The sequence below is a fragment of the Pseudomonas sp. FIP_A4 genome, from assembly GCF_036701605.1.
GTDB lineage: Bacteria > Pseudomonadota > Gammaproteobacteria > Pseudomonadales > Pseudomonadaceae > Stutzerimonas > Stutzerimonas phenolilytica.
The window spans coordinates 1-24,302 of record NZ_JAYDXP010000126.1 but is presented as its reverse complement, the minus strand read 5'-3'; the positions used below and the strand labels follow the sequence as shown (position 1 = coordinate 24,302).

Genomic DNA, 24,302 nt, shown 5'->3' with positions numbered 1-24,302 from the left:
TCAGCGGCGCTTGGGCAGCAGCTGCGCGACCAGCGCGGTGAAGCCCGGCGCCGGGCGGTCGAGGGCGAAGCCCATCTCGAAGCTGTCGCGCCGCGAATCCTTGCGCGACCACTGGCAGATCACCACCACCGGCACCTCGCGCACGCGCTCGCCTTGCTCCGGCACGTGCAGCAGCATGTCGTAGCAACCGCCGACCGCCAGCGGCTGCCGCGCCACCAGGCGCAGGCCGCCCAGCGACAGGTCGGCGACATAGCCCATCGGCTCACCGTTCAGGCGATTGGTTACCTGGATGCGGCTGATGTGGCGAAAGCTGAGGCGGCTGTGCTGGCGCATGTCCATTGCTCCGGTCGCTGGACGCAGGGCGGCGCGCAGCGCTGCATGCGCAACACGCGGCCGATGTATGACTGCCAACAGGCGACCGCCCGCGGTCGGCGTTTAAGACCCGCCGTCGAAAACCGTGCGCCAGTCGCCGTTTCGCCCGCTAGCGCGCGGCGTCCGGCCCCTGGTCGTGCACCGCCTCCTCGTCGCTGAGCTCCTCGGCCAGCTCCGGCGGCACGTTGTAGGCGCCGCCCGGTACGTCGGCCTCCTCGCCGCCGGCGACTTCACCGTGGGTGATGGTGGTTTCCGGATTCTGCTCGTGGGCGTCGCCGCTCTGATCGATGGACTCGATGCTCTCGCGGCCGCTCTGCTCGGTATTCATGCTGGTGCCTCCGGCTGTCCGCGCGGCGCCGACGGGCTGCCGCTCACCGCTTTAGTGATGACCCGCGTGCGGGAAGTTGCAAGCCGCACAGCCGCCGCTCGGCGGGCGGGCTGAACTAATGGTCGCGGCGGCCGGCCCAAATCTGCATACCACTGCCGCCGAACAAGACCATGCCGATGACTCTGCACCGCCTGCCCGCCGCGCCGCGCGCCGCCGATCCGCGACCACCGCAGGAATCGCGCGAGCTGTATTTCGCCCTGCTCGATGGCGCCAGTCATGAGGACGCCGCGCACTACCTGCAAGACCAGCTGCAACGTGCGGCCGCGCTGCCCTGCGACCTGCCGGACGATCCGGCGGCGCTGGACGCCTGGGTCAGGCAGCGCACCGAAGCCGTCGGGCACCAGTACCAGGCCTACCTGGATCAGCGCCGCGCCGGCGGTGCGCGGCGCTACTTCGCCAGCAAGGCGCATGCGCTGCACTTTCTGCGCGGCGTGGCGCCGACCAAGCTGGTCGACGGTGCCTGGCTCTACGGCTTGCTGCAGCGCTGGGACGATAGCCGCTTCACCGCGCTGATCCAGACCTATCTGGAGGAGCTCGGCGAGGGCCTGCCGGAAAAGAACCATGTGGTGCTCTACCGCAAGCTGCTCGCCAGCCAGGGCTGCGACGACTGGCAGCAGCTCGACGACGAGCACTTCGTCCAGGGCGCCATCCAGCTGGCGCTGGCCGAGCACGCCGAGCGCTTCCTGCCGGAGGTGATCGGCTTCAACCTCGGCTACGAGCAGCTGCCGCTGCACCTGCTGATCACGTCCTATGAACTGACCGAGCTGGGCATCGATCCGTACTACTTCACCCTGCACGTCACCGTCGACAACGCCGACAACGGCCATGCGCACAAGGCGGTGCAGGGTCTGCGCGCCGCCTGGCCGCAGATGGGCGACGGCGCGGCGTTCTACCAGCGTGTGCGCAACGGCTATCGGCTCAACGATCTGGGTGCCAGCACCGTCTCGGTGATCGGCGACTTCGACCTGTCGACGGAGGTGCAGCGCATCTTCGAGAAGAAGGCCGCGGTCGGGCAGTTCGTGCATTCCGACTACTGCCGCTTCGAAGGCCGCACGGTCAATCAGTGGCTGGCCGAGGACGTCGAGCAATTCCTCGCCGTGCTCGAGACTCGCGGCTGGATCAAGCGCGGCCACGACCCGCAGGAAAGCCGCTTCTGGCAGCTCATCGTCGGCGAACAGGCACCGATGTTCGGCGTGTTCAGCGCTTACGAGCAGCAGATGATCCACGACTGGATCGCCGGCGACTGGCAGGCCGATGGCAAGCGCAGCCCGCGCGGCGTGCTGCTCACGAGTCAGGCGCGGTTCAACGCGCGGCGCCCGGCGGCGGATGCGACCGTGCCGCAGGCGACCGCCGGTAATGACTTCGACGCGGAGCTGCAGCTGCTCGAACAGCAGCTCGCCCGCCAGCCGGACCGTGCAGCGCGCATGCGTCTGCTGCTGCCGCTGCTGGCGCCGCAACGCCACCACAGCGCCGTCGGCCTGCTGGCCACGCGGCTGTTCAACGGATTGTTCAACTGAAGGCATCAAGGGACGCATCATGATCATGGAAACCGCGCAGGACCGCGCGTTGCTGCATCTGGGCCAGGCCCTGCGCGAGCGTGGCTATCACTTCATCACGCCCACGCCGCTGACCCATGAACGGGTCAACCAGCGGCCGCAGAATGCACTGGCCGGCGATCTCCCCGGGGTGTTCGGCTGGAGCCGGCCGTTCCAGCACGAGCTGCTGCCGCCGCCGTTGTTCAGCCTGATGGATCAGGCGCAGGTGCTCGAGCCGTGCGGCCCGCGCTGGCGCTCACGGGTAAGGCTGTCGAGCCTCGATGGCCAGCTGTTCGTGCATTCGGCGTATCCCACCGACTCGCCCGACGCGGTGTTCTTCGGCCCGGATACCTACCGCTTCGCCAGCGCCATCCGCTGTCATCTGGACCGTCACACCGGCGAGATCCGCCGCGTCGTGGACATCGGTTGCGGCTCCGGCGCCGGCGCGATACTCACCGCGCTGGCACGGCCGCAGGCCGAGGTGCTGGCGGTGGATATCAACCCGCAGGCGCTGCGCCTGACGCGCATCAACGCGGCGTTGGCCGGCGTCGACAACCTGCGCGCCGAGCACAGCGACCTGCTCGGCGCCGTGGACGGCGAGTTCGATCTGATCCTGGCCAATCCGCCGTATCTGGTCGATGCCGATCAGCGCGCCTACCGCCACGGCGGCGGGCCGTTGGGCGCCGAGCTGTCGCTGGCGATCCTCGATGCGGCGCTTGGCCGGCTGGCGCCGGGCGGCACGCTGCTGCTGTATACCGGCGTGGCGATGCTGGACAACCAGGACCCGTTCCTCGCCGAAGCCTGCCAGCGTCTGGCCCCGACGCCGCTGACCTGGCGCTACCGGGAAATCGACCCGGACGTGTTCGGCGAGGAGCTGCTCGGCGGCGCCTACACCCGCTGCGACCGCATCGCCGCCGTGGTGCTGGAAGTGACGCGGCCGGTGAGCTGACCGTTAGCGTGTGGATAGCGCGTGGAAAACGCTTCGCGGCTTTCCGCCCTACGGCAGCTCCGGCGTAGGGTGGATAACGCCGCAGGCTTATCCACGCGCCAAGTGAGCGCGCAGATCAGACCGGCAACAGCACCAGGATCAGTGACAGGCTGATCAGCGAGCCCAGCGTCGACAGCAGCACCACCCGCGACACCCGCGAGCCTTCGCGGCCATAGAACTCGGCGAGCATGTACGGACCGGTGCCGGTGGGCAGCGCGCTGAGCAGCAGCGCCGAATAGGCCCACAGGGTCGGCAGCGCGAAAACCTGGAACGCCAGATACCAAGTGATCAGCGGCTGCACCAGCAGCTTCAGCCCCACCAGCGGCCACACCCCGCGCACCGGGCCGGCCGGCTGCGGTTGGGCGAGGAACAGCCCCAGCGAGACGAGCGCGCACGGCGCCGCCGCCGCACCCAGCAGCTTGAGCAATGTGGCCAGCGGCACCGGCAGTTGCGCGTCACTGGCCGCCCACAGCGCACCGAGCATGGGCGCGACCACCAGCGGGTTGCGCACCAGCGCCCAGCTCACCTTGCCCAGCGTGCGCAGCACGCCCTGCCCGGCGTGCAGGCCGGTCTCGACACAGGCCAGGGCGATGGCGAACAGCACGCAAACGACGATGATCGAGGCGACCATCGCCGGCTGCAGCGCCTCGTCGCCGAGCACCAGCATGCACAGCGGAATCCCCACATAGCCGGTGTTGGCGTACGACGCGCCCAGCGCATCCAGGCTGGCATCGACCAGCGGCTGCTTCTGCAGCAGGCGGTAGCCGAGGGTGAAAGCGAACACGCCGAGGCAGCCGACGGTGAACGCGGCGATGAAGCCGGGCTGCCAGAGCTGCGTCCAGGTCGAGGTCGCGACCACGCTGAACAGCAGCGCCGGCAGGCCCAGCCAGACGACGAAACGATTGAGTTCGGAGGCCCCGGTCGGCCCCATGCGCCCGCTGCGGCGGCACACAAAGCCGAGCAGGATCAGCGCGAAGACCGGCAGGACGACATTGACGACCGACGACATGACTACTCACAGACAGGGCCGCACGCCACTGGCGCGCGACCGGAACGGCCGGCCACCTTAGCAAAAAAACGCGCCAGCGCCGCACGCCACCGTATGCCGCCGGACACGCGCTCGCGATACGGGCGGGTAGGGTGGATAACGGCGCAGCCTTATCCAACACCCTGGGGCGCCGCGTACGAGTGAGCGGAGTTAGTGCAGCTGCGGCGGCGAATAGCCGTTGGGCTCGGCCCGCGCCGCGGCGAATTCGGCGTCCACCGTGCCGCGCGCCTGTGCGGTGCCGCCGGGAAAGCCGCTGCGGTCGCCGAAGTCCCACTCGGTGAGCGGTAGCCGCTCGGCATCCAGCGCCCGCGCGCAGCCCAGATCGAGCGCGGTGATGCCGGCCACCGCACCGGCAGCGATGGCCGCATTGGCCGGCTCGCGGCCGTGCTCGATGCTCCAGCCGAGGCAGCCGAGGTCCAGCGCATCGCCGCCGATGCGCCCGTAGATCCAGGGCTTGGGGTCGTCCGCCAGCAGGATGCCGACGCCGGTGGCGATCTCACGCAGCCCGCAGGCACGGATCAGCCCGTCACTGCCGGGCATGCCGATGAAGCGCGCGACCTGGCGCGGCGCGACCAGCTGGACGACGCCCAGGCCGATGCTGAACCAGCCCAGCCCGCGCGCCAGCGAGCGAGCCGAAGGGTTGGGCCGGGTAACTTGCCGTGGAATGCTCATGCAGACTCCTCGCTCGATAACGTGGCTCGGCCGATCCCTACCGTAGGGATCGGCGACCGGTTCATGGCTTGAGGACCACCTTGATGCAGCCGTCGTGCTTGTCGCGGAAGGTCTTGTACATCTCGGGGCCCTGCTCGAGGCTGACCGTGTGGGTGATGACGAAGCTCGGATCGATCTGGCCTTCCTGGATGCGCTTGAGCAGGTCGTCGGTCCAGCGGTTGACGTGGGTCTGGCCCATGCGGAAGGTCAGCCCCTTGTTCATCGCCGCGCCGAACGGGATCTTGTCGATCAGCCCGCCGTAGACGCCGGGGATCGAGATAATGCCGGCCGGCCGACAGACGTAGATCATTTCGCGCAACACGTGCGGGCGGTCGGTTTCCAGCATCAGCGCCTGCTTGGCACGGTCGTACATCGAATCCAGCGAGCCGCTGGCATGCGCCTCCATGCCCACCGAGTCGATGCACTTCTCCGGCCCTTTGCCGCGGGTCAGCTCGGCGAGGCGCTCGACCACGCTTTCCTCGTCGAAGTTGATGGTGATCGCCCCGCCGGCACGCGCCATGGACAGCCGCTCGGGCACGTTGTCGATGCACACCACCTGCTCGGCGCCCATCATCACCGCGCTGCGGATGGCGAACTGGCCGACCGGACCGGCGCCCCACACCGCCACCGTGTCGGTCGGCTGGATGTCGCACTGCGCGGCGGCCTGCCAGCCGGTGGGGAAGATGTCGCCGAGAAACAGCACCTGCTCGTCGGTCAGGCCGTTGGGGATCACCACCGGGCCGACATCGGCGTAGGGCACGCGCACATACTCGGCCTGGCCGCCGGCATAGCCGCCAGTGAGATGGGTATAGCCATAGAGCCCGGCGGTGCTATGGCCGAAGACCTTGTCGGCGATGTCCTTGTTGCGATTGGTACGCTCGCAGACCGAAAAATTGCCGCGCCGGCACTGCTCGCATTCGCCGCAGACGATGGTGAAGGGCACCACCACGCGGTCGCCGACCTTGAGCTTCTTGTTCGCCGAGCCGACTTCCATCACCTCGCCCATGAACTCGTGGCCCATGATGTCGCCGTGTTTCATGCCCGGCATGAAGCCGTCATACAGGTGCAGGTCCGAACCGCAGATGGCACAGGAGCTGACCTTGATGATGGCGTCGCGCGGATCTTCGATCGTGGGGTCGGGGAGGTGGTCGTCGCAGCGGATGTCGTGCTTGCCGTGCCAGCGTAGCGCTCTCATGGGCAATCTCCAGATCGGGGGTCGGGGCGCCGCCTCGGTGATCTCCCTGTGCCTCGCTGACTGCGCGGGGTGCTGCCGCTCCTGCCGTGCGACGTGTCGTCTGAGTTTTAGTAAGTCCCGCCGCCGCAGAGTTGCCGCCGGGCCGACGGACTGCATGCGCAGGCCATTACCTCGGCACAGCGGTCACCAGCAACCAGCCACCGAGCGCCAGCAGCAATGCGCCGCACAGACGGTCGAGCGTGCGCACCCGCCGGCGCAGCCAGCCACGCCAGCGCGCGCGGCCGAGCAGGCGCACCAGCGCCAGGTCCCAGCCGAGCACCACCGCCGCCATCCAGGCCATCGCCAGCGCCAGCCCCCAACCGGGCACCGCCGCTTCGCGCAGCACGCCGAACAGGCCGGCATAGAACAGCGGCAGCTTGGGATTCAGGCTGCTGGCCAGCAGGCCTTGGCCGAAGCCGGCCCGCCAGCGTCCACCGGTTTCGCCGGAGCCGTGCGGTAGCTGCAGTTCGCGCCGGGCCAGCAGCGCCTGGCTGCCGAGCCAGCAGAAATAGCCGCCGCCGAGCAACTGCAAGGTGCGCCACAGCCCGCCGTTGGCGCCGGGCAGCGCCGCCAGGGCGAGCAACACCAGCAGCATCGACAGCAGATTCGCCAGGGCGATGCCGGCCGCGCAGCCATCGGCCTGGCGCCGGCCATGCAGCAGCGCCGCACGGATCAGCAGGAAAAAATCCGGCCCCGGGGACAGCAGGGCGGCGAAATGCGTACCGGCAACCAGCAGAAATAACCCGATCATGACCGCCTCCTTCGACAGGGGCGGCCAGACTGCCGCAGCGGCTCGCTACGGTCTTGGAAGAAACTCAGGCCCGCGCGGTAGCGCGGAACTGCCCCGGCGTGACGCCGGTGAAACGGCGGAAGGTGCCGCTGAAGTGCGCCTGATCGTAGAAGCCCAGGCCCAGCGCCAGCTCCGCCAGCGTCTCGCCATCGAGCAGGCGGCGCTTGGCCTCGCGGATGCGCCGCTGCAGCAGCCAGGTGTGCGGCGGCACGCCATAGGCGCGGCGGAAGGCTTCGATCAGATGACGCGGATGGCGCTGCAGCTGCTCGGCCAGCGCCTGCAGGCTGACCGCCTCGCTGTAATGCTGTTCGAGGTAATCGCGCAGGGCGGCGACCGTGCCGCCGTCGCGCCGCGCGGTCTGCATCGGCCGCAGACCGCCGTGACGGGTGAACACCAGCTCCAGCAGCTGCAGCAGGCGGCTCTCCAGGGCCAGCGCGTCGCCGTGCTGAAAATCGCCGGCCAGTTGCGCCAGGCCGGCGGCCACCGCGCCATCGTCGGTCGGGTTGAGCTGGCGAAAGCCACGCGGCAGCCGCTTGCGCCCGAGCAGCGCCGGCAGCCGCGCCTCCTCGATGTAGAGCATGCGGTAGATCAGCCGCGGCGATTCGGCATGGCCGGTGTGCGGCTCCTGCGGATTCATCAGCGACAGCGTGCCGGCCGGCAGCGCGTGGCGCGCGCCGCGACACTGGTAGCCGCCGACACCGTGGAGGATGGCCCCGATGGCGAAGGCATCGTGGCTATGCCGGCCGAACGGCTGGCCGGAGAAGTCGGCATGGAACAGCTCCACGCCAGGCAGCCAGGGCCGTGCCAGCAGGCGGTTGCCGTCAGTCACGCCGCTCGCCGAGCGTGGCGTAGCCATCGCGATAGCTCGGATAGCGCGGCGCCCAGCCCAGCGCGCGGGCACGCGCGTTGCTGCAGCGCTTGCTGCCAGCGCGGCGGGTCATGCTCTGCTCGGCCCAGTGAGTGACGCCGAGACGCGCCCGCAACCAGTCCACCACCTCGTGCAGCGGCGCCGGATCGTCATCGACGCCCAGGTAGCAATCGTCCAGCGGCTCGCCACGCGCGTCGGCCTGTAGCAGGAACGCCAGCAGCGCGGCGGCGTCGTCACGGTGCAGGCGGTTGCTGTACTGCGGCGGATCGCGCTCGACGCGCAGGCCGGCGCGCACCTGATTCTGCATCCACGGCCGCGTCGGATCGTACAGCCCGCCCATGCGCACCACCGTCGCCGGCAGCCCGCAGCCGAGCACCTGACGCTCGGCCTCCAGCATCACCCGGCCGGTGTAGCCGCTGGGTTCGGTGGGCGAGGTCTCGTCGATCCACTCGCCATCGTGCTGGCCGTAGACGCCGGTACTGGAGATGAACAACAGCCGCCGCGGGCGTTGGCCGCGTTGCTCGAGCCAGTCGAGCACGTGTCGCACGCCGTCGACATAGGCCTGGCGATAGCCCGCTTCGTCGTGCTGGCTGGCCGAGGCGGCATAGACGAGATAGTCCAGCTCGCCATTCGGCCAGGTGCGCGGGCATTCCGCGCCGCTCAGGTCACCCTTGACCGGCAGGATCGGCACCGGCAGGCCGGCGGCTTCCCGGCGCATGCCGTACACCCGCCAGCCGTCACGACTCAGCTGCAGCCCCAGGCGGCACCCCACATCGCCACATCCGGCGATCAATACCGAACAACGCTTGCCCATCCTTCATCCTCCGGCAACCCGAGACCGCATCATCTTCCTGTTGCGCAGTGTAGCGCTGCTGGGCTGACTCACGTCGAACGCCATACGCCGCTTGCCGAACGCCGGGCGTTCGCACGCAGTTGGTGAGACCGCTACGCAAAGGCTATGCTTGCCGCCAACTCGATGGAATTTGACTATGACCCTCACCGAACTGCGCTACATCGTCACCCTCGCCCAGGAACAGCACTTCGGCCGTGCCGCCGAGCGTTGCCACGTGAGCCAGCCGACCCTCTCGGTCGGCGTGAAGAAGCTCGAGGACGAGCTCGGCGTGCTGATCTTCGAGCGCACCAAGAGCGCGGTGCGCCTGACGCCGGTCGGCGAAGGCATCGTCACGCAGGCGCAGAAGGTACTGGAACAGGCACAGAGCATCCGCGAGCTGGCGCAGGTGGGCAAGAACCAGCTGGCCGCACCGCTGAAGGTCGGCGCCATCTATACCGTCGGCCCGTACATGTTCCCGCACCTGATCCCGCAGCTACACCGCGTGGCGCCGGACATGCCGCTGTACATCGAGGAAAACTTCACCCACGTCCTGCGCGACAAGCTGCGCACCGGCGAGCTGGACGCGATCATCATCGCGCTGCCGTTCCAGGAAGCCGACGTGCTGACCAAGCCGCTCTACGACGAGCCGTTCTATGTGCTGATGCCGGCCGACCATCCGTGGACGGCCAAGGAAACCATCGACGCCGAGATGCTCAACGACAAGAGCCTGCTGCTGCTCGGTGAGGGTCACTGCTTCCGCGATCAGGTGCTCGAAGCCTGCCCGACGACGCGCAAGGGCGAGGCGCCGAGCCACACCACGGTGGAATCCAGTTCGCTGGAAACCATCCGCCACATGGTCGCTTCGGGTCTGGGCGTGTCGATCCTGCCGCTGTCGGCAGTGGAGAGCCACCATTACGCCCCCGGCGTACTGGAGACCCGCCCGCTGACGCCGCCGGTGCCGTTCCGCACCGTAGCGATCGCCTGGCGCGCCAGCTTCCCGCGGCCCAAGGCGATCGAGATCCTCGCCGACTCGATCCGCCTGTGTTCGGTAGGCAAACCGCCGTCGGCGAAAGCCTGAGGCCATGAGCGAACTGGCGACCATCCCGGTCACCGCGCTCAAGGGCGTCGGCGCGGCGCTGGCCGAGAAGCTCGCCAGGGTCGGCCTGGAAACCCTGCAGGACGTGCTTTTCCACCTGCCGCTGCGCTACCAGGACCGTACCCGCGTGGTGCCCATCGGCGCACTGCGCCCGGGGCAGGACGCGGTGATCGAAGGCGTGGTGTCCGGCGCCGACATCGTCATGGGCCGCCGCCGCAGCCTGCTGGTGCGTCTGCAGGACGGCAGCGGCACCCTGAGCCTGCGCTTCTACCACTTCAGCCAGGCGCAGAAGGAAGCCATGAAGCGCGGCACCCAGCTGCGCTGTTACGGCGAGGCGCGTCCAGGTGCCTCGGGGCTGGAGATCTATCACCCGGAATACCGCGCGCTGACCGGCGAACCGGCACCGGTCGAGCAGACCCTGACGCCGATCTACCCGACCACCGAAGGCCTGACCCAGCAGCGTCTGCGCAACCTCAGCGAGCAGGCGCTGGCGCGGCTTGGCCCGCACAGCCTGCCGGACTGGCTGCCCGCCGAGCTGGCCCGCAACTACCAGCTCGGCGCGCTGGACGCAGCCATCCGCTACCTGCACCGCCCCCCGGCCGATGCCGATCTGGAGGAACTCGCCGAAGGTCGGCACTGGGCGCAGCATCGCCTGGCGTTCGAGGAGCTGCTGACCCACCAGCTGTCGCTGCAGCGCCTGCGCGAGCGGGTGCGCGCGCAGCAGGCGCCGGCGCTGCCGCCGGCGCAGAAGCTGCCGCAGCGCTTTCTCGCCAACCTCGGTTTCGCGCCCACCGGCGCGCAGCAGCGTGTCGGTGCCGAGATCGCCTATGACCTGGCCCAGGACGAGCCCATGCTGCGTCTGGTGCAGGGCGATGTTGGCGCCGGCAAGACGGTGGTCGCCGCCCTCGCCGCGCTGCAGGCGCTGGAAGCCGGCTATCAGGTGGCGCTGATGGCGCCGACGGAGATTCTCGCGGAGCAGCACTTCCTCAACTTCAGCAAGTGGCTCGAACCGCTCGGCATCGAGGTCGCCTGGCTGGCCGGCAAGCTCAAGGGCAAGGCCCGCACCGCCGCGCTGGAGCAGATCGCCGGCGGCTGCCCGATGGTGGTCGGCACTCACGCGCTGTTCCAGGACGAGGTGGTGTTCAAGCGCCTGGCGCTGGTGATCATCGACGAGCAGCACCGCTTCGGCGTGCAGCAACGGCTGGCGCTGCGGCAGAAGGGCATCGACGGCCGGCTTTGCCCGCACCAGTTGATCATGACCGCCACACCGATCCCGCGGACCCTGGCGATGAGCGCCTACGCCGATCTCGACACCTCGATCCTCGACGAACTGCCGCCCGGACGCACGCCGGTGAACACCCTGGTGATCGCCGACAGCCGTCGCCTGGAAGTCATCGAGCGGGTGCGCATCGCCTGCAACGAAGGGCGCCAGGCGTACTGGGTGTGCACGCTGATCGAGGAATCCGAGGAGCTGACCTGTCAGGCCGCGGAAACCACCTACGAGGACCTCTCGGCGGCGCTGGTCGGCCTGCGCGTCGGTCTGATCCACGGGCGCATGAAGCCGGCCGAGAAGGCCGCGGTGATGGACGAGTTCAAGCAGGGGCGCCTGCAGCTGCTGGTCGCCACCACCGTCATCGAAGTCGGCGTCGACGTGCCCAACGCCAGCCTGATGATCATCGAGAACCCCGAGCGCCTGGGCCTGGCGCAGCTGCACCAGCTGCGCGGCCGCGTCGGCCGTGGCAGCGCGGCCAGCCACTGCGTACTGCTCTACCACGCGCCGCTGTCGCAGCTCGGCCGCGAACGGCTGGCGATCATGCGCGAGACCTGCGACGGCTTCATAATCGCCGAGAAGGACCTGGAGCTACGCGGCCCCGGCGAAATGCTCGGCACCCGTCAGACCGGCCTGCTGCAGTTCAAGGTCGCCGACCTGATGCGCGACGCCGACCTGCTGCCGGCGGTGCGCGACGCCGCCCAGGAGCTGCTGGCGCGCTGGCCGCAACATGTCAGCCCGCTGCTGGAGCGCTGGCTGCGTCATGGCCAGGAGTACGGCCAGGTGTGACAACCACTCGTCACCGCAATTTTTCCGCCTGAGGGCTTCGCTATACTCGGGCAGGCCATCATCACGGGTCCGCTCATGAATTCTGCTGTCGATACCGAAAGCTGTTCCGAACTGCCGCTGCTGATCACCAAGCTGCTGAAAGACCTCGGCGTGCGCTACCAGATCCTGCGCGACCACGCCGCCTTGCCGGCTGCACAGCGGGTCCAGGCGGTGCTGCTGGAAGACAGCGTCGGTGCCATGCTGGTGCTGTTTCCCCAGGATCATCTGCTCGATCTGCCGCGGCTGACCGAGCTCACCGGCCGCCAGTTGCTGGCGGTAAAACCGGAACGCCTGGCACGCATGCTCGCCAAGCACGAGCTGAACCGCCTGCCCGGCCTGCCGCCGCTGACCAGTTCGCCCTGCCTGTACGAGCGCTGCCTGCTGCAGCAACCGCGGCTGCTGGTCGAATCGGGCCAGCCAGGACTGCTGGTGGAGCTGGCGGCGGAGGATTTCCAGCGCCTGCTGAACAAGGCCAGTGCCGGCAGCTTCGCCGTGCCGCTGCGTGACATCCGGCCGAACCTCGACCGTCCGCATGACGACCGCGAAGAGATCAGCCAGGCGGTGCAGAGCTTCACCGCGCGGCGCATCCAGAAGCGCCTGGAGGAAACCATCGAGATTCCGCCGCTGCCGCATACCGCGCAGCGCATCATCAAGCTGCGCGTGAGCCCGGAAGCCACCGTCGACGACATCACCGGCGTGGTCGAAACCGACCCGGCACTGGCGGCGCAGGTGATCAGCTGGGCGGCCTCGCCCTACTACGCCGCACCCGGGCGCATCCGCTCGGTGGAAGACGCCATCGTCCGCGTGCTGGGTTTCGATCTGGTGATCAACCTGGCGCTGGGTCTGGCGCTGGGCAAGACCCTCAGCCTGCCCAAGGACCGGCCGCAGGAGGCGACGCCGTACTGGCAGCAGGCGATCTACACCGCCGCGGTGATCGAGGGGCTGGCGCGCGCCATCCCGCGCGAAACGCGCCCGGAGATGGGCCTGAGCTATCTCGCCGGGCTGCTGCACAACTTCGGCTATCTGGTGCTGGCGCATATCTTTCCGCCGCACTTCTCGCTGATCTGCAGGCATCTGGAGGTCAACCCGCACCTGAGCCACAGCCATGTCGAACAGCACCTGCTGGGCATCACCCGCGAGCAGATCGGTGCGTGGCTGATGCGCCTGTGGGGCATGCCGGACGAAGTGGCCAACGCCCTGCGCTTCCAGAACGACCCGGACTACGCCGGCGAGCACGCCGCCTATCCGAACCTCGTCTGTCTGGCCGTGCGCCTGCTGCGCCAGCGCGGCATCGGCGCTGGCGGCCCGCAGGACATCCCGCAGACGCTGCTCGACCGTCTCGGCCTCAGCCGCGACAAGGCCGACGAGGCGGTGACCCGCGTGCTCAATGCCGAAGCCGCGCTGCGCGCGCTGGCCATGCCGTTTCCCCATCAGTGACCGCCATGCGCGGGCGACGCCTCAGCCGCCCGCGCGCAGCCCTACCCGTGCGTCCACCTGCCCTTCGCCGGCGCGCTCCAGGCTGACCTCGCCGACGTTCACCCCCAGCGCCTGCAGCTCGGCCAGCCAGCGCAGCAGCAGGGCGAACGACGCGCCCGGCAGGCTGACCTGCAGGCCGCCGTCGGCGCCGCTGTCGAAGCTCTCGATGCGCAGGTTGCTCTGCTGCGCGCTCTGGGTGACCAGCCCCTGCAACTCCTCCGGCGCCAGCATCACCTGCTCGCCGCCACGACCCATCTGCCGTGCCAGTTCGCTGTTCTGCTGGAGGTAGGCGTACAGCTCGCGCTGCGCCTGGTAATGCTCGCGCGCGGCGGCGGCGTGGCGCTGCGCCGGCAGCCATAGCCAGAGGTAGAACAGCAGGGCGACGAGGAACGCGGCGAGCAGGCCGAGCGCCAGGCGGTCGCGCGGCGGCAGGCGCTGCCAGCGGCGCCACAGCGGTGAATCGGTCAGGCGCACGGCCAGTTGCTGTTTGAAATTCATCGTCAGCCTCCGATCACCACGCGGGCGCTGACGGCATCGCCGTCGCGACTTGCCGAGCCCAGCTGCACGCTCTGGCCCTGCTCGTTCAAGCGCTGGCGCAGCTGTTCCAGCGCGGCGAAATCAGCGGCGCGCACCTCCAGCGCCAGATCGCCGCGCGTCTCGTTGTAGTCCAGCCGCTGCACTGTCACCGGCGCGCCGTCGGCGACGGCCGTGGCGGCATGTTCCAGCAGGCGGGTGAAGCCGGCGCGGGCGCCGCCGGCCTGGGCCAGGTGGTCGTCGAACTGCGCGCGCAGATTGACGATGCGCGTGTCGGCCGGAAACAGCTCGCGGTACAGCGCCAGGCTGGCGTCGGCATGCAGGTCACCCTGACGCTGGAAGTACCAACCCTGCGCCAGGTTGAAGCCCAGCTGCACCAGCAGGATCAGCCCGAGCGTGGCGAACAGCGGTTTCCAGCGCGCCAGCCCGCTGCCGCCGAGATCGATGGCGAACGTGCCCTGCGCCAGATTGACCGCCGCCGCGCGACCGCTGGCGAGCCAGGCATAGGGGTCGTCGAGACGCTGGTAGTCATCCACCCCGGGCGGCGGCGTCTCGCCGTCGCCGTGCGCCTGCCGCGGCGCCGGGCACTGTTCGGCCAGTGCCGGCCACTGCTCGGCAACGAAGGCCAGCCGCGCCTCCAAGCTGCCGCCGAGCAGTCCACGCGCGCCGAGCAGCAGAATCTGGCTGCCCGTACGCGGCAGCAGGTCGGCGTCGACATGCACGGCGACAATCGGCAGCCCCAGCCCGCGCAGCTGTTCGAGCCAGCCCTGCAGCAGGCTGCGGCGGATGGCGATAACGCGATGGCGGCCGTCGTCCAGCACCTCGCCGAGGCTCAGGTGCAGCTCGTCGACATTCTCCGCCAGCAGCTCCTCGGCGGCGTAGGCCAGCGCCTGCTGCAGCCAGCGCGCCTTGCGCGTCGGCAGCGCCACGGCGAAGGCGCTGCAGTGCTCGGCCGGCAGCACCAGCGTCACGGCGCCCTGCGCGGCAGCGGCGCACTGCGCCAGGCTCAGCCAGCGGCCAGCGCCCTCGCGCGGCAGCCAGTAACCAGGCGTCTCCGGCTGCAGGTGCGCGCCACAGTCGGCGGGCAGGAACAGGCAATCCATGATCTAGCGTTCTCCCTTTGCGGATGGTGCGGGCAGACGCGGCGGCTGCCCGAGGTTGCGCGCCAGCACGCGGACCGTGCCGTCCTGCTCGCGCTGCAGCAGGCTGACCAGCGCCAGCCGGCGGTCGCCCAGATGCACTTCGCTGGTGACCTGGAAGTATTGACTGCCGACCGCCAGCGCGGTGCCCTGCAGCGTATTGCCGGCCATGGCCGGCTGCGCGAGGAACGCCGCGGTGTCGCGAAAAGGGCTGGCGCGGCGCACCTCCACCAGCGCTTCGGCGGCGCCGAGGCTGAGGTTGTCGCCCAGGCTGGACAGCACCAGCGCGCTGGCGGTGTTGACGTTCAGCCCGTGATCGGCCGGCAGCGCGGCGACGTAGGGTGCCAGACGCTGGAAATCCTCGTCGCGCATGTCCAGCAGCAGGCGCAGTTCGGAAAGATCGAACAGCCGCCGTCCGGCCGTGCGATACGGCGGCTCGAGCAGCAGGTAGGCGTCGTCCTCGGCGCCCAGCTCGGTGCCCGGCTGCTGGTCGACGTCCAGCCAGTCGACCAGCCGTTCGGCATAGGGCGCAGCGATCTGCAGGCGCAACAGCAGGCGGCGAAACTGCGCCAGCGCGGCGGCGTCGGCCTGACCGTTCTTCACCAGGCTGTTGAGGTTGAAGCGTCCGGCGAGGTCCTCGATGTGCACGCGGATCTCCCCTTCGTCGACGGCGAACGCCGGTCGCGGCAACGCCCAGGCCTCGCCGAGATGATCGACCGGCGCCTGCCCGCCTGCGCGCGCATCGCGCTGCAGGATCGACTGCGCCAGCGCCTCGCCGCCCAGCGCGTAATGCCACGCCTGACGGGCTTGCAGCTGGTTGCTGCTGGCGCGGATCGCCAGTTGCTGGCGCGCCACCATCGCCGCGCTGACCACGGTGACGATCGCCACCACCAGTAGCACGGTGATCAGCGCGACGCCGCGCTGGCGCGTCATTGCGGCTGCTCCCCGTCGTACGGTTCGGGCACGCCCTCGGCGCCCGGCAGCTGCATCTGCGCCTGCTGCGGCGGCCCGTCCGGCAAGCGCAGCAGGCGGCTGATGCGGCCGTAACGCGGGTGTTCGAGGGTCAGCTCGACGGCGATCGGCAGGCGCTGCGCGGCCTCCTCGCCGCCGCCGCGACCGTAGTCGAACGGCGGCCACTCCTCGTGCCAGACGTGGTCCTCGTCGAGGTAGCGCAGCTGCAGCGCGCGCACCGCGTCGAGCGCGACCTGCACACGCGGCTGGCTGTCGACGTCGCGGTCGAGCACCACCCAGTAGGTGCGCTCCAGCCGTTCGCCGACCAGCCGCCAGCGCACCCGCTGCAGGTTGGCGCGGCGCAGGCCGGTGGGGTTGCGCCAGCCGCTACGGGTCAGCTCCAGTATGGGCGCGCCGTCGTCGCCTTCGAGCTGGCCCACCAGCGCGTTGCGCTCGTCGCCGTAGCCGTCGCGCACCGGCCGGTCGATCACCTGCAGCAGGTCGCGCTCGAACAGCCACAGCGCGCGGCTCAGCTCGCGCAGACGCTGTTCCTGCCCGGCGGTCGCCGCGTCACTGCGCAGCACCGCTTCGAGCATGCGGTAGGTGCCCAGGCCAAGCAGGGCGAACAGGGCGATGGCGATTAGCAGTTCGAGCAGGGTGAAGCCGGCCATGCGCCGCGGCAGCTGCGGATTCATTGCGCGAGCCCCGGCTGGCCGTTGCCGGCCTGGCGCACCGCGACGAAGCCGCTGAGGCTGGTCACCGCGCGCTCGGGCAGCGGCCGGTTGCGCGCGCGGCGCTCGTCCAGCGCGACCCAGACGGTGACGCGCAGCAGGCCAGGATCGCTGCTCGCCTCGATCTCGCTGAGGGTCTGCCACCGGCGGCCGGCGAATTCCAGTTCCAGCGTCTCGCGGCCGGGCGCCGGCGTGGTCGGCTGCAGCTGCAGTTCGGTGAGGCGGTTGTCAGCGATCCAGCCGGCCAGGGTCAACTCCTCCAGCCGCCCGGCATTGCTCAGGCTGCGCCCGGCGGCGGTGAGCACCACGGCGGCGACGGTGGCGAAGATCGCCAGCGCCACCAGCACTTCGAGCAGGGTGAAGCCGCGGCCGGCCCTGGCCATCGATGCACTCATCGCCGGTGCTCGAGCAGTTCGGCCTGCGGCAGGCGCAGGCCGTCGCTGGCGATCAGCCAGGTGCTGCCGCCGGCCTTGCGCTCGGACAGGCGCAGGCTGAACGGCGACAGTTCGCCGCTGGAGAGGATCAGCAGTTGCGGTTCCAGCCGCGGGCCGCTGTTGCGCTCGCGGCGGCGCCCGCGGCTGTCGGCGTCGCTCAGCCCGGCGCGGTCGCCCGCCTGCCTGACCGGCGCCACCAGCTCCAGCGGCGTGCCATCCAGGTCCAGCTCCAGGCGCATCCACTCCGGCAGCCGATGCACCTTGCGCCGCTCGACCTCGCGCCAGCGGGCGTCGGCCTCGTCGTAACGCAGCACACGGTAGCCCTCGCGGTTGACCAGCAGGCCGTACTCGCGGCTGTCGAGCACCGCCTCGTCGCTGAGTACGCCGATCAGCGCAGCGATCCGCCGGGCCTCGTCACGCAGCTCGCGCGAGGTGCTCGAACTGCCGGTGGTGAGCACCGCCAGGCTAACCAGAATGCCCAGCAGGACGATCACCACCAGCAGTTCGATGAGGGTGAAGGCGCGGGCGCGCCGGCGCATCGGTCAGAGGTCCCAGTTGCCGATGTCCGCGTTGAGGTCCGAGCCGCCGGGCTTGCCGTCGGCGCCGAAGGAGTACAAGTCGAACTGGCCACGGGTGCCTGGCGACAGGTACTGGTAGTCGTTGCCCCATGGGTCCTTGGGCAGGCGCTTGAGGTAGCCGTCGCGGTTCCAGTTCTTCGGCTGCGGGTTGCCGGTCGGCTTGGTCACCAGCGCCTCCAGCCCCTGCTGGGTGCTCGGATAGGCGAAGTTGTCCAGCTTGTACATGTCCAGCGCGGCGGCGACGGCCTTGATGTCGCCCTTGGCCACGGTGACCTTGGCCTGCTCGGGGCGGCTCATCACCTGCGGCACCACCAGCGCGGCGAGGATGCCGAGGATGACCACCACCACCATGATCTCGATAAGGGTGAAACCGCCCTGGGTGCGGCGCTGCAGTCTTGTTGTCATGGTCGTTAACCCACCAGTTGGTTGAGAGAGAGGATCGGCATCAGGATGGCCAGCACGATGACCAGCACCACCGCCCCCATGAACACCAGCATGAACGGCTCGAACAGGCCGACCAGCAGAGACACCTGGGCGGCGAGGTCGTTCTCTTGGTTGCGCGCGGTGCGCGCCAGCATCTGATCCAGTTCACCGGATTTTTCGCCGCTGGCGATCATGTGCAGCATCATCGGCGGGAATTCGCCGGTGGCCTCCAGCGCACGGGTCAGGCTGCTGCCTTCGCGCACCTTCTGCGCCGCCTCGACCACCCGCTCGCGGATGCGCAGGTTGGCGATCACCGCCGCCGCGATGGACAGCGCCTCCACCAGCGGCACGCCGCTGCGCGTGAGGATCGCCAGGGTCGAGGCGAAGCGCGCGGTGTTGGTCGCCCGACTCAGACGGCCGATCAGCGGCAGGCGCAGGATGAAAGCGTGCCAGCGCAGGCGCAGCGCCGGATCGCGCAGCGCCGCACGCATGGCCAGCACGAACGCGACGATGCCGAGCACGATCAGCCAGCCCCAGTTCTTCACCACGTCGCTGGTGGCGATCAGGCCGCGGGTCAGCGCCGGCAGTTCCTGCCCGGTGTTGACGAATACCTTGACCACGTCCGGCACCACGTAGCCGAGCAGCAGCACGACGATGGCCAGCGAGGCGACCATCAGGATCACCGGATAGAGCAGCGCCAGCTGGATCTTCTGCCGCGACTGCTGACGCTGGTCGGTGTAGTCGGCCAGCTGGTCGAGCACCAGCCCAAGATGGCCGGCGTGCTCCCCGGCCGCCACGGTGGCGCGGTAAAGCTCGGGAAAGGCCGACGGATATTCGCGCAGCGCCGCGGCCAGGCTGTGGCCCTCCATCACCCGCGCGCGCACGGCCAGCAGCATCGACTTGATCTTCGCCGAGGTGGATTGCGCGGCCGCCGCGCGCAGGGCTTCCTCGATGGGCAGCGCAGCCTGCACCAGGGTCGCCAGCTGCCGGGTGACCAGCGCCAGGTCGCGCGCCGACAGCCCGCGGCCGAAGCTGAAGCCGCCGCGACTGACATCCTCCTTGGACTTGGCCTGCTTCACCTCCAGCGGCGCCCACTGCTTGTCGCGCAGCAACTGGCGCGCCTGACGCGGGCTGTCCGCCTCGATCAGGCCCTTCTGCTCGCGGCCGCGCGCATCCAGCGCGAGGTATTCGAAGGCGGCCATCAGCGGTGCTCTCCACGGTGCGCCGGACGGCGCAGGGCATCATTCCTCACGGGTCACCCGCAGCACTTCCTCGATGGTGGTGACGCCCTCGCGCACCTTGCGCAGGCCATCGTCACGGATGCTCGGGCCGAGCAGGCGCGCGTGCTGCAGCATGTCCTGCTCGCTGGCGCGGGTATGCACCATGCTGCGCAACGCGTCGTCGAACAGCACCAGTTCGTAGATGCCGGTGCGGCCGCGATAGCCGATGCCGCGGCATTGCTCGCAGCCTTCGGCGTGATACAGCGTCGGCGCCGCATCCGGCGCCACGCCGAACAGCTCGCATTCGGCGGCATCGGCCACATAGGGGCGCTTGCAGTCATTGCACAGCACCCGCACCAGCCGCTGGGCCAGCACGCCGAGCAGCGAGGAGGAAATCAGGAACGGCTCGACGCCCATGTCCACCAGCCGCGTGACGGCGCCGATGGCACTGTTGGTGTGCAGCGTGGACAGCACCAGGTGGCCGGTGAGCGAGGCCTGCACGGCCATGTCGGCGGTTTCCTGGTCGCGGATCTCGCCGACCATCACCACGTCCGGGTCCTGACGCAGGATAGCGCGCAGGCCGCGGGCGAAGGTCATGTCGACCTTGGTGTTGACCTGGGTCTGGCCGATGCCTTCGAGGTGGTACTCGATGGGGTCTTCGACGGTGAGGATGTTACGGGTGCGGTCGTTGAGGGTCGTCAGCGCGGCATACAGCGTGGTGGTCTTGCCCGAGCCGGTGGGCCCGGTGACCAGAATGATGCCGTGAGGCTTCTTCACCGCCTGCTCCAGCTGGCGGCGGTCCTGCTCGTTCATCCCCAGATGACGCAGGGTCAGACGTCCGGCCTGCTTGTCCAGCAGACGCAGCACCACCCGCTCGCCGTTGGCCGAGGGCAGCGTGGAAACGCGGATGTCCACCTCGCGGCCGCCGACCCGCAGCGAGATACGCCCGTCCTGCGGGATGCGCTTCTCGGCGATGTCCAGCTTGGCCATGACCTTGATCCGCGACACCAGCAGTGCCGCCAGCTCGCGCTTGGGCTGCACCACTTCGCGGAGGATGCCGTCGACGCGGAAGCGGATCACCAGGCGCTTCTCGAAGGTTTCGATATGGATGTCCGAGGCGTTCTCGGCAATCGCCTCGCCGAGAATGGCGTTGATCAGGCGGATGATCGGCGCATCGTCCTCCTGCTCCAGCAGGTCCTCGGTTTCCTGGATCTGGTCGGCCAGGCTGGCCAGATCCAGATCGTTGCCCAGGCCCTCGACCATCAGCATCGTCGCCGAGGAATCGTGCTGGTAGGCCACGCCGAGCGCCTGCTCGAAGGCGTCCTGCGCCAGCCACTGCCACGCCAGGCGCGCACCGACCACCCGCTGCGCTTCCTGCACCGCGGTCAGCGCCGCGCCTTCACGCAGACAAAGGCTGGTCGCGCCGTCGCGTTCGAGCAGGAACACGCCGTGGCGGCGGGCGAAGGCGAACGGCAGGCGGCGCTGCGGCGACGGCTCGAGCAGCTCGGTCAGTTCGTCCACATCGGGTTCGGGCATCGTGCAACTCCAGCAGGGTGCGCAGCGACAGTTTGTCGCTGCGCCGAAACACTCCAGACAACAAAAGCAGCCAGAGCGCTTGGACTACAAGAATCGAACGACATTTCAACCGCTGTATCGCTGCATCAACCCTAGACCACCGACACCAAGGTCGCAGTCAGCCGGCACCGCAGGGGAATACCGTGGCAATGGTGCGTCATTCATGATCCGCACGTTTTTTCCTTGGCGACCGCACTTTTAACCGAAGCGGCCCCCTAAGCTGCGCTGGCTGGCGCGACTCTGTGCGAATCTAGAGTCGGCTTGCGACCGGTGCGTCAGATGCAATCGCCCGATTGAAACAGTTGTTTGATTTTTTCCGTGCTTGCAGAATGCCGCGCCGGACCGGCTGTTTAGCGCAGTCGCCGAGGCCCGCTCCACCGTTTCAAAACCCGACCGCCAGAGTAGTGGCCGGGTGAAAAAAGCTCGCCAGGGCAGCGGTTACCGCGCCCTGGTCAAGATCACGCAGGAGAACAACAACAATGCACATCGGTGTACCCCTCGAAACCCATGTCGGGGAAACGCGCGTCGCCGCGACCCCGGAAACCGTCAAGAAACTGATCGGCCAAGGGCACCGGGTAACGCTGCAAAGCGGCGCCGGGTTGCTTTCCAGCGTGCCGGACAGCGCCTATGAGGCCGCTGGCGCGACCATCGGCGATGCCGCCGCGGCCTTTGCCGCCGAGCTGGTGCTGAAGGTCAATGCGCCGGACGAGGCGGAACTGGCGCAGATGCAGTCCGGCAGCGTGCTGCTGGGCATGCTCAACCCGTTCGACAATGACTGCATCGCGCGCATGGCCGCGCGCGGCATCACCGCCTTCGCGCTGGAAGCCGCGCCGCGCACTTCGCGCGCGCAGAGCCTGGACGTGCTCTCGTCGCAGGCCAACATCGCCGGCTACAAGGCGGTGCTGCTCGGCGCCCATCACTACCCGCGCTTCATGCCGATGCTGATGACCGCTGCCGGTACGGTGAAGGCCGCGCGCGTGCTGATCCTCGGGGCCGGTGTCGCCGGGCTGCAGGCCATCGCCACGGCCAAGCGCCTGGGCGCGGTGGTCGAGGCTTCGGACGTGCGCCCGGCGGTGAAGGAGCAGATCGAATCGCTCGGCGCCAAGTTCGTCGACGTGCCGCTGGAGACCGACGAGGAGCGCGAATGCGCCGAAGGCGTCGGCGGCTATGCGCGGCCGATGCCGGCCTCGTGGATGGCGCGTCAGGCGCAGGCGGTGCACGAGCGTGCGCTGCAGTCGGACATCGTCATCACCACCGCGCTGATCCCGGGCCGCAAGGCGCCGACGCTGCTGCAGGAAGCCACCGTCGAGCAGATGAAGCCCGGCTCGGTGATCGTCGACCTGGCAGCCGGCCACGGCGGTAACTGCCCACTGACCGAGATCGACCAGGTGGTGGTGCGCCACGGCGTGACCATCGTCGGTCACGCCAACCTGGCGACGCTGGTGCCGGCCGACGCCTCGGCGCTGTACGCCCGCAACCTGCTGGATTTTCTCAAGCTGGTCATCGACAAGGACGGCCAGTTCCAGCTCAACCTCGAAGACGACATCGTCGCCGCGTGCCTGATGTGCCGCGACGGCCAAGTCGTGCGGACCAACGGTTAAGGGAGACGCGAACATGGATCTGATTTCGGACGGCATCTACAACCTGATCATCTTCGTGCTGGCGATCTACGTCGGCTACCACGTGGTCTGGAACGTCACCCCGGCCCTGCACACCCCGCTGATGGCGGTCACCAACGCGATCTCGGCAATCGTCATCGTCGGCGCCATGCTGGCCGCCGCGCTCACCGTCACCCCGCTGGGCAAGGCGATGGGCACCCTGGCCGTGGCCCTGGCCGCGGTCAACGTCTTCGGTGGCTTCCTGGTCACCCGACGCATGCTGGAAATGTTCAAGAAGAAGGACCGCAGCGCGGCCAAGGCGGAGGGCAAGTAAGCCATGAGCATGAACCTCATCACCGTTCTCTACCTCATCGCCTCGGTGTGCTTCATCCAGGCGCTGAAAGGCCTCTCCCACCCGACCACCTCACGCCGCGGCAACCTGTTCGGCATGATCGGCATGGGCCTGGCGGTACTGACCACGGTCGGCCTGATCTTCAAGCTCGGCAGCGAGCTGGCCACCGCCGGCATCGGCTACGTGATCGTCGGCCTGCTGATCGGCGGCACCGCCGGATCGATCATGGCCAAGCGCGTCGAGATGACCAAGATGCCCGAGCTGGTCGCCTTCATGCACAGCATGATCGGCCTGGCCGCGGTGTTCATCGCCATTGCCGCGGTGGTCGAGCCGCAGTCGCTGGGCATCGTCGAGCACATGGGCTACGCGATTCCGGCCGGTAACCGCCTGGAGCTGTTCCTCGGCGCGGCCATCGGTGCCATCACCTTCTCCGGTTCGGTGATCGCCTTCGGCAAGCTGTCCGGCAAGTACAAGTTCCGCCTGTTCCAGGGCGCTCCGGTGGTGTTCAAGGGCCAGCACATGGTCAACCTGGCCGTGGGCCTGGCGATCGTCGGTCTGGGTCTGGTCTACACCTTCACCGGCAACCTGACCGCCTTCGCCATCCTGGTGGCGCTGGCCTTCGTCATCGGTGTGCTGATCATCATCCCCATCGGCGGCGCGGACATGCCGGTGGTGGTGTCGATGCTCAACAGCTACTCGGGCTGGGCGGCCGCCGGTATCGGCTTCTCGCTGAACAACTCGATGCTGATCATCGCCGGCTCGCTGGTGGGCTCGAGCGGCGCGATCCTCTCGTACATCATGTGCAAGGCGATGAACCGCTCGTTCTTCAACGTGATCCTCGGCGGCTTTGGCGCCGACGCCGATGCCGGTGGCCCGGCGGGCGCGCAGCAGGAGCGCAACGTGAAGTCCGGTTCGGCCGACGATGCCGCCTTCCTGCTGACCAACGCCGACACCGTGATCATCGTGCCCGGCTACGGCCTGGCGGTGGCCCGCGCGCAGCACGCGCTGATGGAACTGGCCGAGAAGCTGACGCACATGGGCGTGACCGTGAAGTACGCGATTCACCCGGTTGCCGGCCGCATGCCGGGGCACATGAACGTGCTGCTGGCCGAAGCCGAGGTGCCCTACGAGCAGGTCTTCGAGATGGAGGACATCAACTCCGAGTTCGGCCAGGCCGACGTGGTGCTGGTGCTCGGCGCCAACGACGTGGTCAACCCGGCGGCCAAGACCGATCCGAAGTCGCCGATCGCCGGCATGCCGATCCTCGAGGCGTACAAGGCCAAGACGGTCATCGTCAACAAGCGCTCCATGGCCAGCGGCTATGCCGGCCT

General features: G+C 68.9%; 25 protein-coding genes. 8 read left to right on the top strand and 17 right to left on the bottom strand.

Annotation, left to right across the window (positions count from 1 at the left end):
• Together U8L64_RS13350 and U8L64_RS13345 are read right to left on the bottom strand one after the other, a co-directional pair.
• Nucleotides 1-333, bottom strand: a complete 333-nt coding sequence (locus U8L64_RS13350; RefSeq protein ID WP_043294843.1) for a PilZ domain-containing protein — start codon at nucleotides 331-333, stop codon at nucleotides 1-3.
• Between the two features lie 148 nt (nucleotides 334-481).
• A complete protein-coding gene (locus U8L64_RS13345) occupies nucleotides 482-700 on the bottom strand; it encodes a hypothetical protein (protein WP_333398045.1) in 219 nt (72 codons plus the stop codon).
• A 176-nt stretch (nucleotides 701-876) separates the two neighbouring features.
• Between U8L64_RS13345 and U8L64_RS13340 the strand changes: the two genes are divergently transcribed.
• Nucleotides 877-2,277 carry an iron-containing redox enzyme family protein gene (locus tag U8L64_RS13340; RefSeq protein WP_442965293.1) on the top strand — a complete coding sequence of 467 codons (1,401 nt, stop codon included), beginning with the start codon at nucleotides 877-879 and terminating at the stop codon, nucleotides 2,275-2,277.
• Nucleotides 2,278-2,296: 19 nt separating this feature from the next.
• Nucleotides 2,297-3,244, top strand: a complete 948-nt coding sequence (locus U8L64_RS13335; protein WP_043294846.1) for a methyltransferase — start codon at nucleotides 2,297-2,299, stop codon at nucleotides 3,242-3,244.
• Between the two features lie 115 nt (nucleotides 3,245-3,359).
• Here U8L64_RS13335 and U8L64_RS13330 read toward each other — a convergent pair whose 3' ends face one another.
• From U8L64_RS13330 to U8L64_RS13305, 6 genes are all read right to left on the bottom strand, one after another.
• Complete coding sequence (locus U8L64_RS13330; protein WP_333398043.1) at nucleotides 3,360-4,292, bottom strand: AEC family transporter; 933 nt, start codon at nucleotides 4,290-4,292, stop codon at nucleotides 3,360-3,362.
• 189 nt (nucleotides 4,293-4,481) lie between these two features.
• Nucleotides 4,482-5,003: a transcriptional regulator gene (locus U8L64_RS13325; RefSeq protein WP_333398042.1), complete on the bottom strand. Its 522-nt coding sequence runs from the start codon at nucleotides 5,001-5,003 to the stop codon at nucleotides 4,482-4,484.
• A 61-nt stretch (nucleotides 5,004-5,064) separates the two neighbouring features.
• Nucleotides 5,065-6,237, bottom strand: coding sequence for a zinc-dependent alcohol dehydrogenase (locus tag U8L64_RS13320; protein WP_043294849.1), 1,173 nt, complete (start codon nucleotides 6,235-6,237; stop codon nucleotides 5,065-5,067).
• 166 nt (nucleotides 6,238-6,403) lie between these two features.
• Nucleotides 6,404-7,027: a LysE family translocator gene (locus U8L64_RS13315; RefSeq protein WP_333398041.1), complete on the bottom strand. Its 624-nt coding sequence runs from the start codon at nucleotides 7,025-7,027 to the stop codon at nucleotides 6,404-6,406.
• A 64-nt stretch (nucleotides 7,028-7,091) separates the two neighbouring features.
• Nucleotides 7,092-7,922, bottom strand: a complete 831-nt coding sequence (locus tag U8L64_RS13310; RefSeq protein ID WP_156715909.1) for an AraC family transcriptional regulator — start codon at nucleotides 7,920-7,922, stop codon at nucleotides 7,092-7,094.
• Complete coding sequence (locus U8L64_RS13305) at nucleotides 7,888-8,748, bottom strand: NAD-dependent epimerase/dehydratase family protein (RefSeq protein WP_054094185.1); 861 nt, start codon at nucleotides 8,746-8,748, stop codon at nucleotides 7,888-7,890. The genes U8L64_RS13310 and U8L64_RS13305 overlap by 35 nt, the downstream gene beginning before the upstream one ends.
• Nucleotides 8,749-8,923: 175 nt before the next feature.
• Between U8L64_RS13305 and U8L64_RS13300 the strand changes: the two genes are divergently transcribed.
• From U8L64_RS13300 to U8L64_RS13290, 3 genes are all read left to right on the top strand, one after another.
• Complete coding sequence (locus U8L64_RS13300; protein ID WP_008567477.1) at nucleotides 8,924-9,844, top strand: hydrogen peroxide-inducible genes activator; 921 nt, start codon at nucleotides 8,924-8,926, stop codon at nucleotides 9,842-9,844.
• A 4-nt stretch (nucleotides 9,845-9,848) separates the two neighbouring features.
• Nucleotides 9,849-11,921 carry an ATP-dependent DNA helicase RecG gene (gene recG / locus U8L64_RS13295; RefSeq protein ID WP_333398040.1) on the top strand — a complete coding sequence of 691 codons (2,073 nt, stop codon included), beginning with the start codon at nucleotides 9,849-9,851 and terminating at the stop codon, nucleotides 11,919-11,921.
• Nucleotides 11,922-11,996: 75 nt separating this feature from the next.
• The gene (locus tag U8L64_RS13290; protein WP_333398039.1) at nucleotides 11,997-13,397 is read left to right on the top strand and encodes an aminoacyl-tRNA deacylase and HDOD domain-containing protein; all 1,401 of its coding nucleotides are present in this window, start codon (nucleotides 11,997-11,999) and stop codon (nucleotides 13,395-13,397) included.
• A 21-nt stretch (nucleotides 13,398-13,418) separates the two neighbouring features.
• Here the strand turns inward: U8L64_RS13290 and U8L64_RS13285 are convergent, their stop codons facing one another.
• From U8L64_RS13285 to gspE, 9 genes are read right to left on the bottom strand one after another with little or no spacing between them, the layout of a single operon-like run.
• Nucleotides 13,419-13,934 carry a type II secretion system protein M gene (locus tag U8L64_RS13285; RefSeq protein ID WP_333398038.1) on the bottom strand — a complete coding sequence of 172 codons (516 nt, stop codon included), beginning with the start codon at nucleotides 13,932-13,934 and terminating at the stop codon, nucleotides 13,419-13,421.
• A 2-nt stretch (nucleotides 13,935-13,936) separates the two neighbouring features.
• Nucleotides 13,937-15,073: a type II secretion system protein GspL gene (gene gspL, locus U8L64_RS13280; RefSeq protein ID WP_333398037.1), complete on the bottom strand. Its 1,137-nt coding sequence runs from the start codon at nucleotides 15,071-15,073 to the stop codon at nucleotides 13,937-13,939.
• Nucleotides 15,074-15,076: 3 nt separating this feature from the next.
• Complete coding sequence (gspK, locus tag U8L64_RS13275; RefSeq protein WP_333398036.1) at nucleotides 15,077-16,042, bottom strand: type II secretion system minor pseudopilin GspK; 966 nt, start codon at nucleotides 16,040-16,042, stop codon at nucleotides 15,077-15,079.
• A complete protein-coding gene (gspJ, locus tag U8L64_RS13270) occupies nucleotides 16,039-16,755 on the bottom strand; it encodes a type II secretion system minor pseudopilin GspJ (protein ID WP_054094191.1) in 717 nt (238 codons plus the stop codon). The genes gspK and gspJ overlap by 4 nt, the downstream gene beginning before the upstream one ends.
• Nucleotides 16,752-17,186, bottom strand: coding sequence for a type II secretion system minor pseudopilin GspI (gene gspI / locus U8L64_RS13265; RefSeq protein ID WP_333398035.1), 435 nt, complete (start codon nucleotides 17,184-17,186; stop codon nucleotides 16,752-16,754). Before gspI ends, gspJ begins: the two co-directional genes overlap by 4 nt.
• Nucleotides 17,183-17,764: a type II secretion system minor pseudopilin GspH gene (gene gspH, locus U8L64_RS13260; RefSeq protein ID WP_333398034.1), complete on the bottom strand. Its 582-nt coding sequence runs from the start codon at nucleotides 17,762-17,764 to the stop codon at nucleotides 17,183-17,185. Before gspH ends, gspI begins: the two co-directional genes overlap by 4 nt.
• A gap of 3 nt (nucleotides 17,765-17,767) precedes the next feature.
• A complete protein-coding gene (gspG, locus tag U8L64_RS13255; protein WP_077682887.1) occupies nucleotides 17,768-18,208 on the bottom strand; it encodes a type II secretion system major pseudopilin GspG in 441 nt (146 codons plus the stop codon).
• Nucleotides 18,209-18,213: 5 nt separating this feature from the next.
• Nucleotides 18,214-19,428 (bottom strand): GspF family T2SS innner membrane protein variant XcpS, encoded by a 1,215-nt coding sequence (gene xcpS / locus U8L64_RS13250; protein WP_054094195.1) that lies wholly within the window; start codon nucleotides 19,426-19,428, stop codon nucleotides 18,214-18,216.
• A 39-nt stretch (nucleotides 19,429-19,467) separates the two neighbouring features.
• Nucleotides 19,468-20,982, bottom strand: a complete 1,515-nt coding sequence (gspE, locus tag U8L64_RS13245) for a type II secretion system ATPase GspE (RefSeq protein WP_043294863.1) — start codon at nucleotides 20,980-20,982, stop codon at nucleotides 19,468-19,470.
• Between the two features lie 518 nt (nucleotides 20,983-21,500).
• Here gspE and U8L64_RS13240 point away from each other — a divergent pair.
• The 3 genes from U8L64_RS13240 to U8L64_RS13230 form a co-directional block, all read left to right on the top strand.
• A complete protein-coding gene (locus tag U8L64_RS13240) occupies nucleotides 21,501-22,622 on the top strand; it encodes a Re/Si-specific NAD(P)(+) transhydrogenase subunit alpha (RefSeq protein ID WP_234302357.1) in 1,122 nt (373 codons plus the stop codon).
• Nucleotides 22,623-22,635: 13 nt separating this feature from the next.
• Entirely contained in the window at nucleotides 22,636-22,953 is a 318-nt protein-coding gene (locus tag U8L64_RS13235; protein WP_003284152.1) for an NAD(P) transhydrogenase subunit alpha, read from the top strand.
• Between the two features lie 3 nt (nucleotides 22,954-22,956).
• The coding region (locus U8L64_RS13230; protein WP_333398022.1) for an NAD(P)(+) transhydrogenase (Re/Si-specific) subunit beta at nucleotides 22,957-24,302 on the top strand (1,346 nt) is incomplete at its 3' end.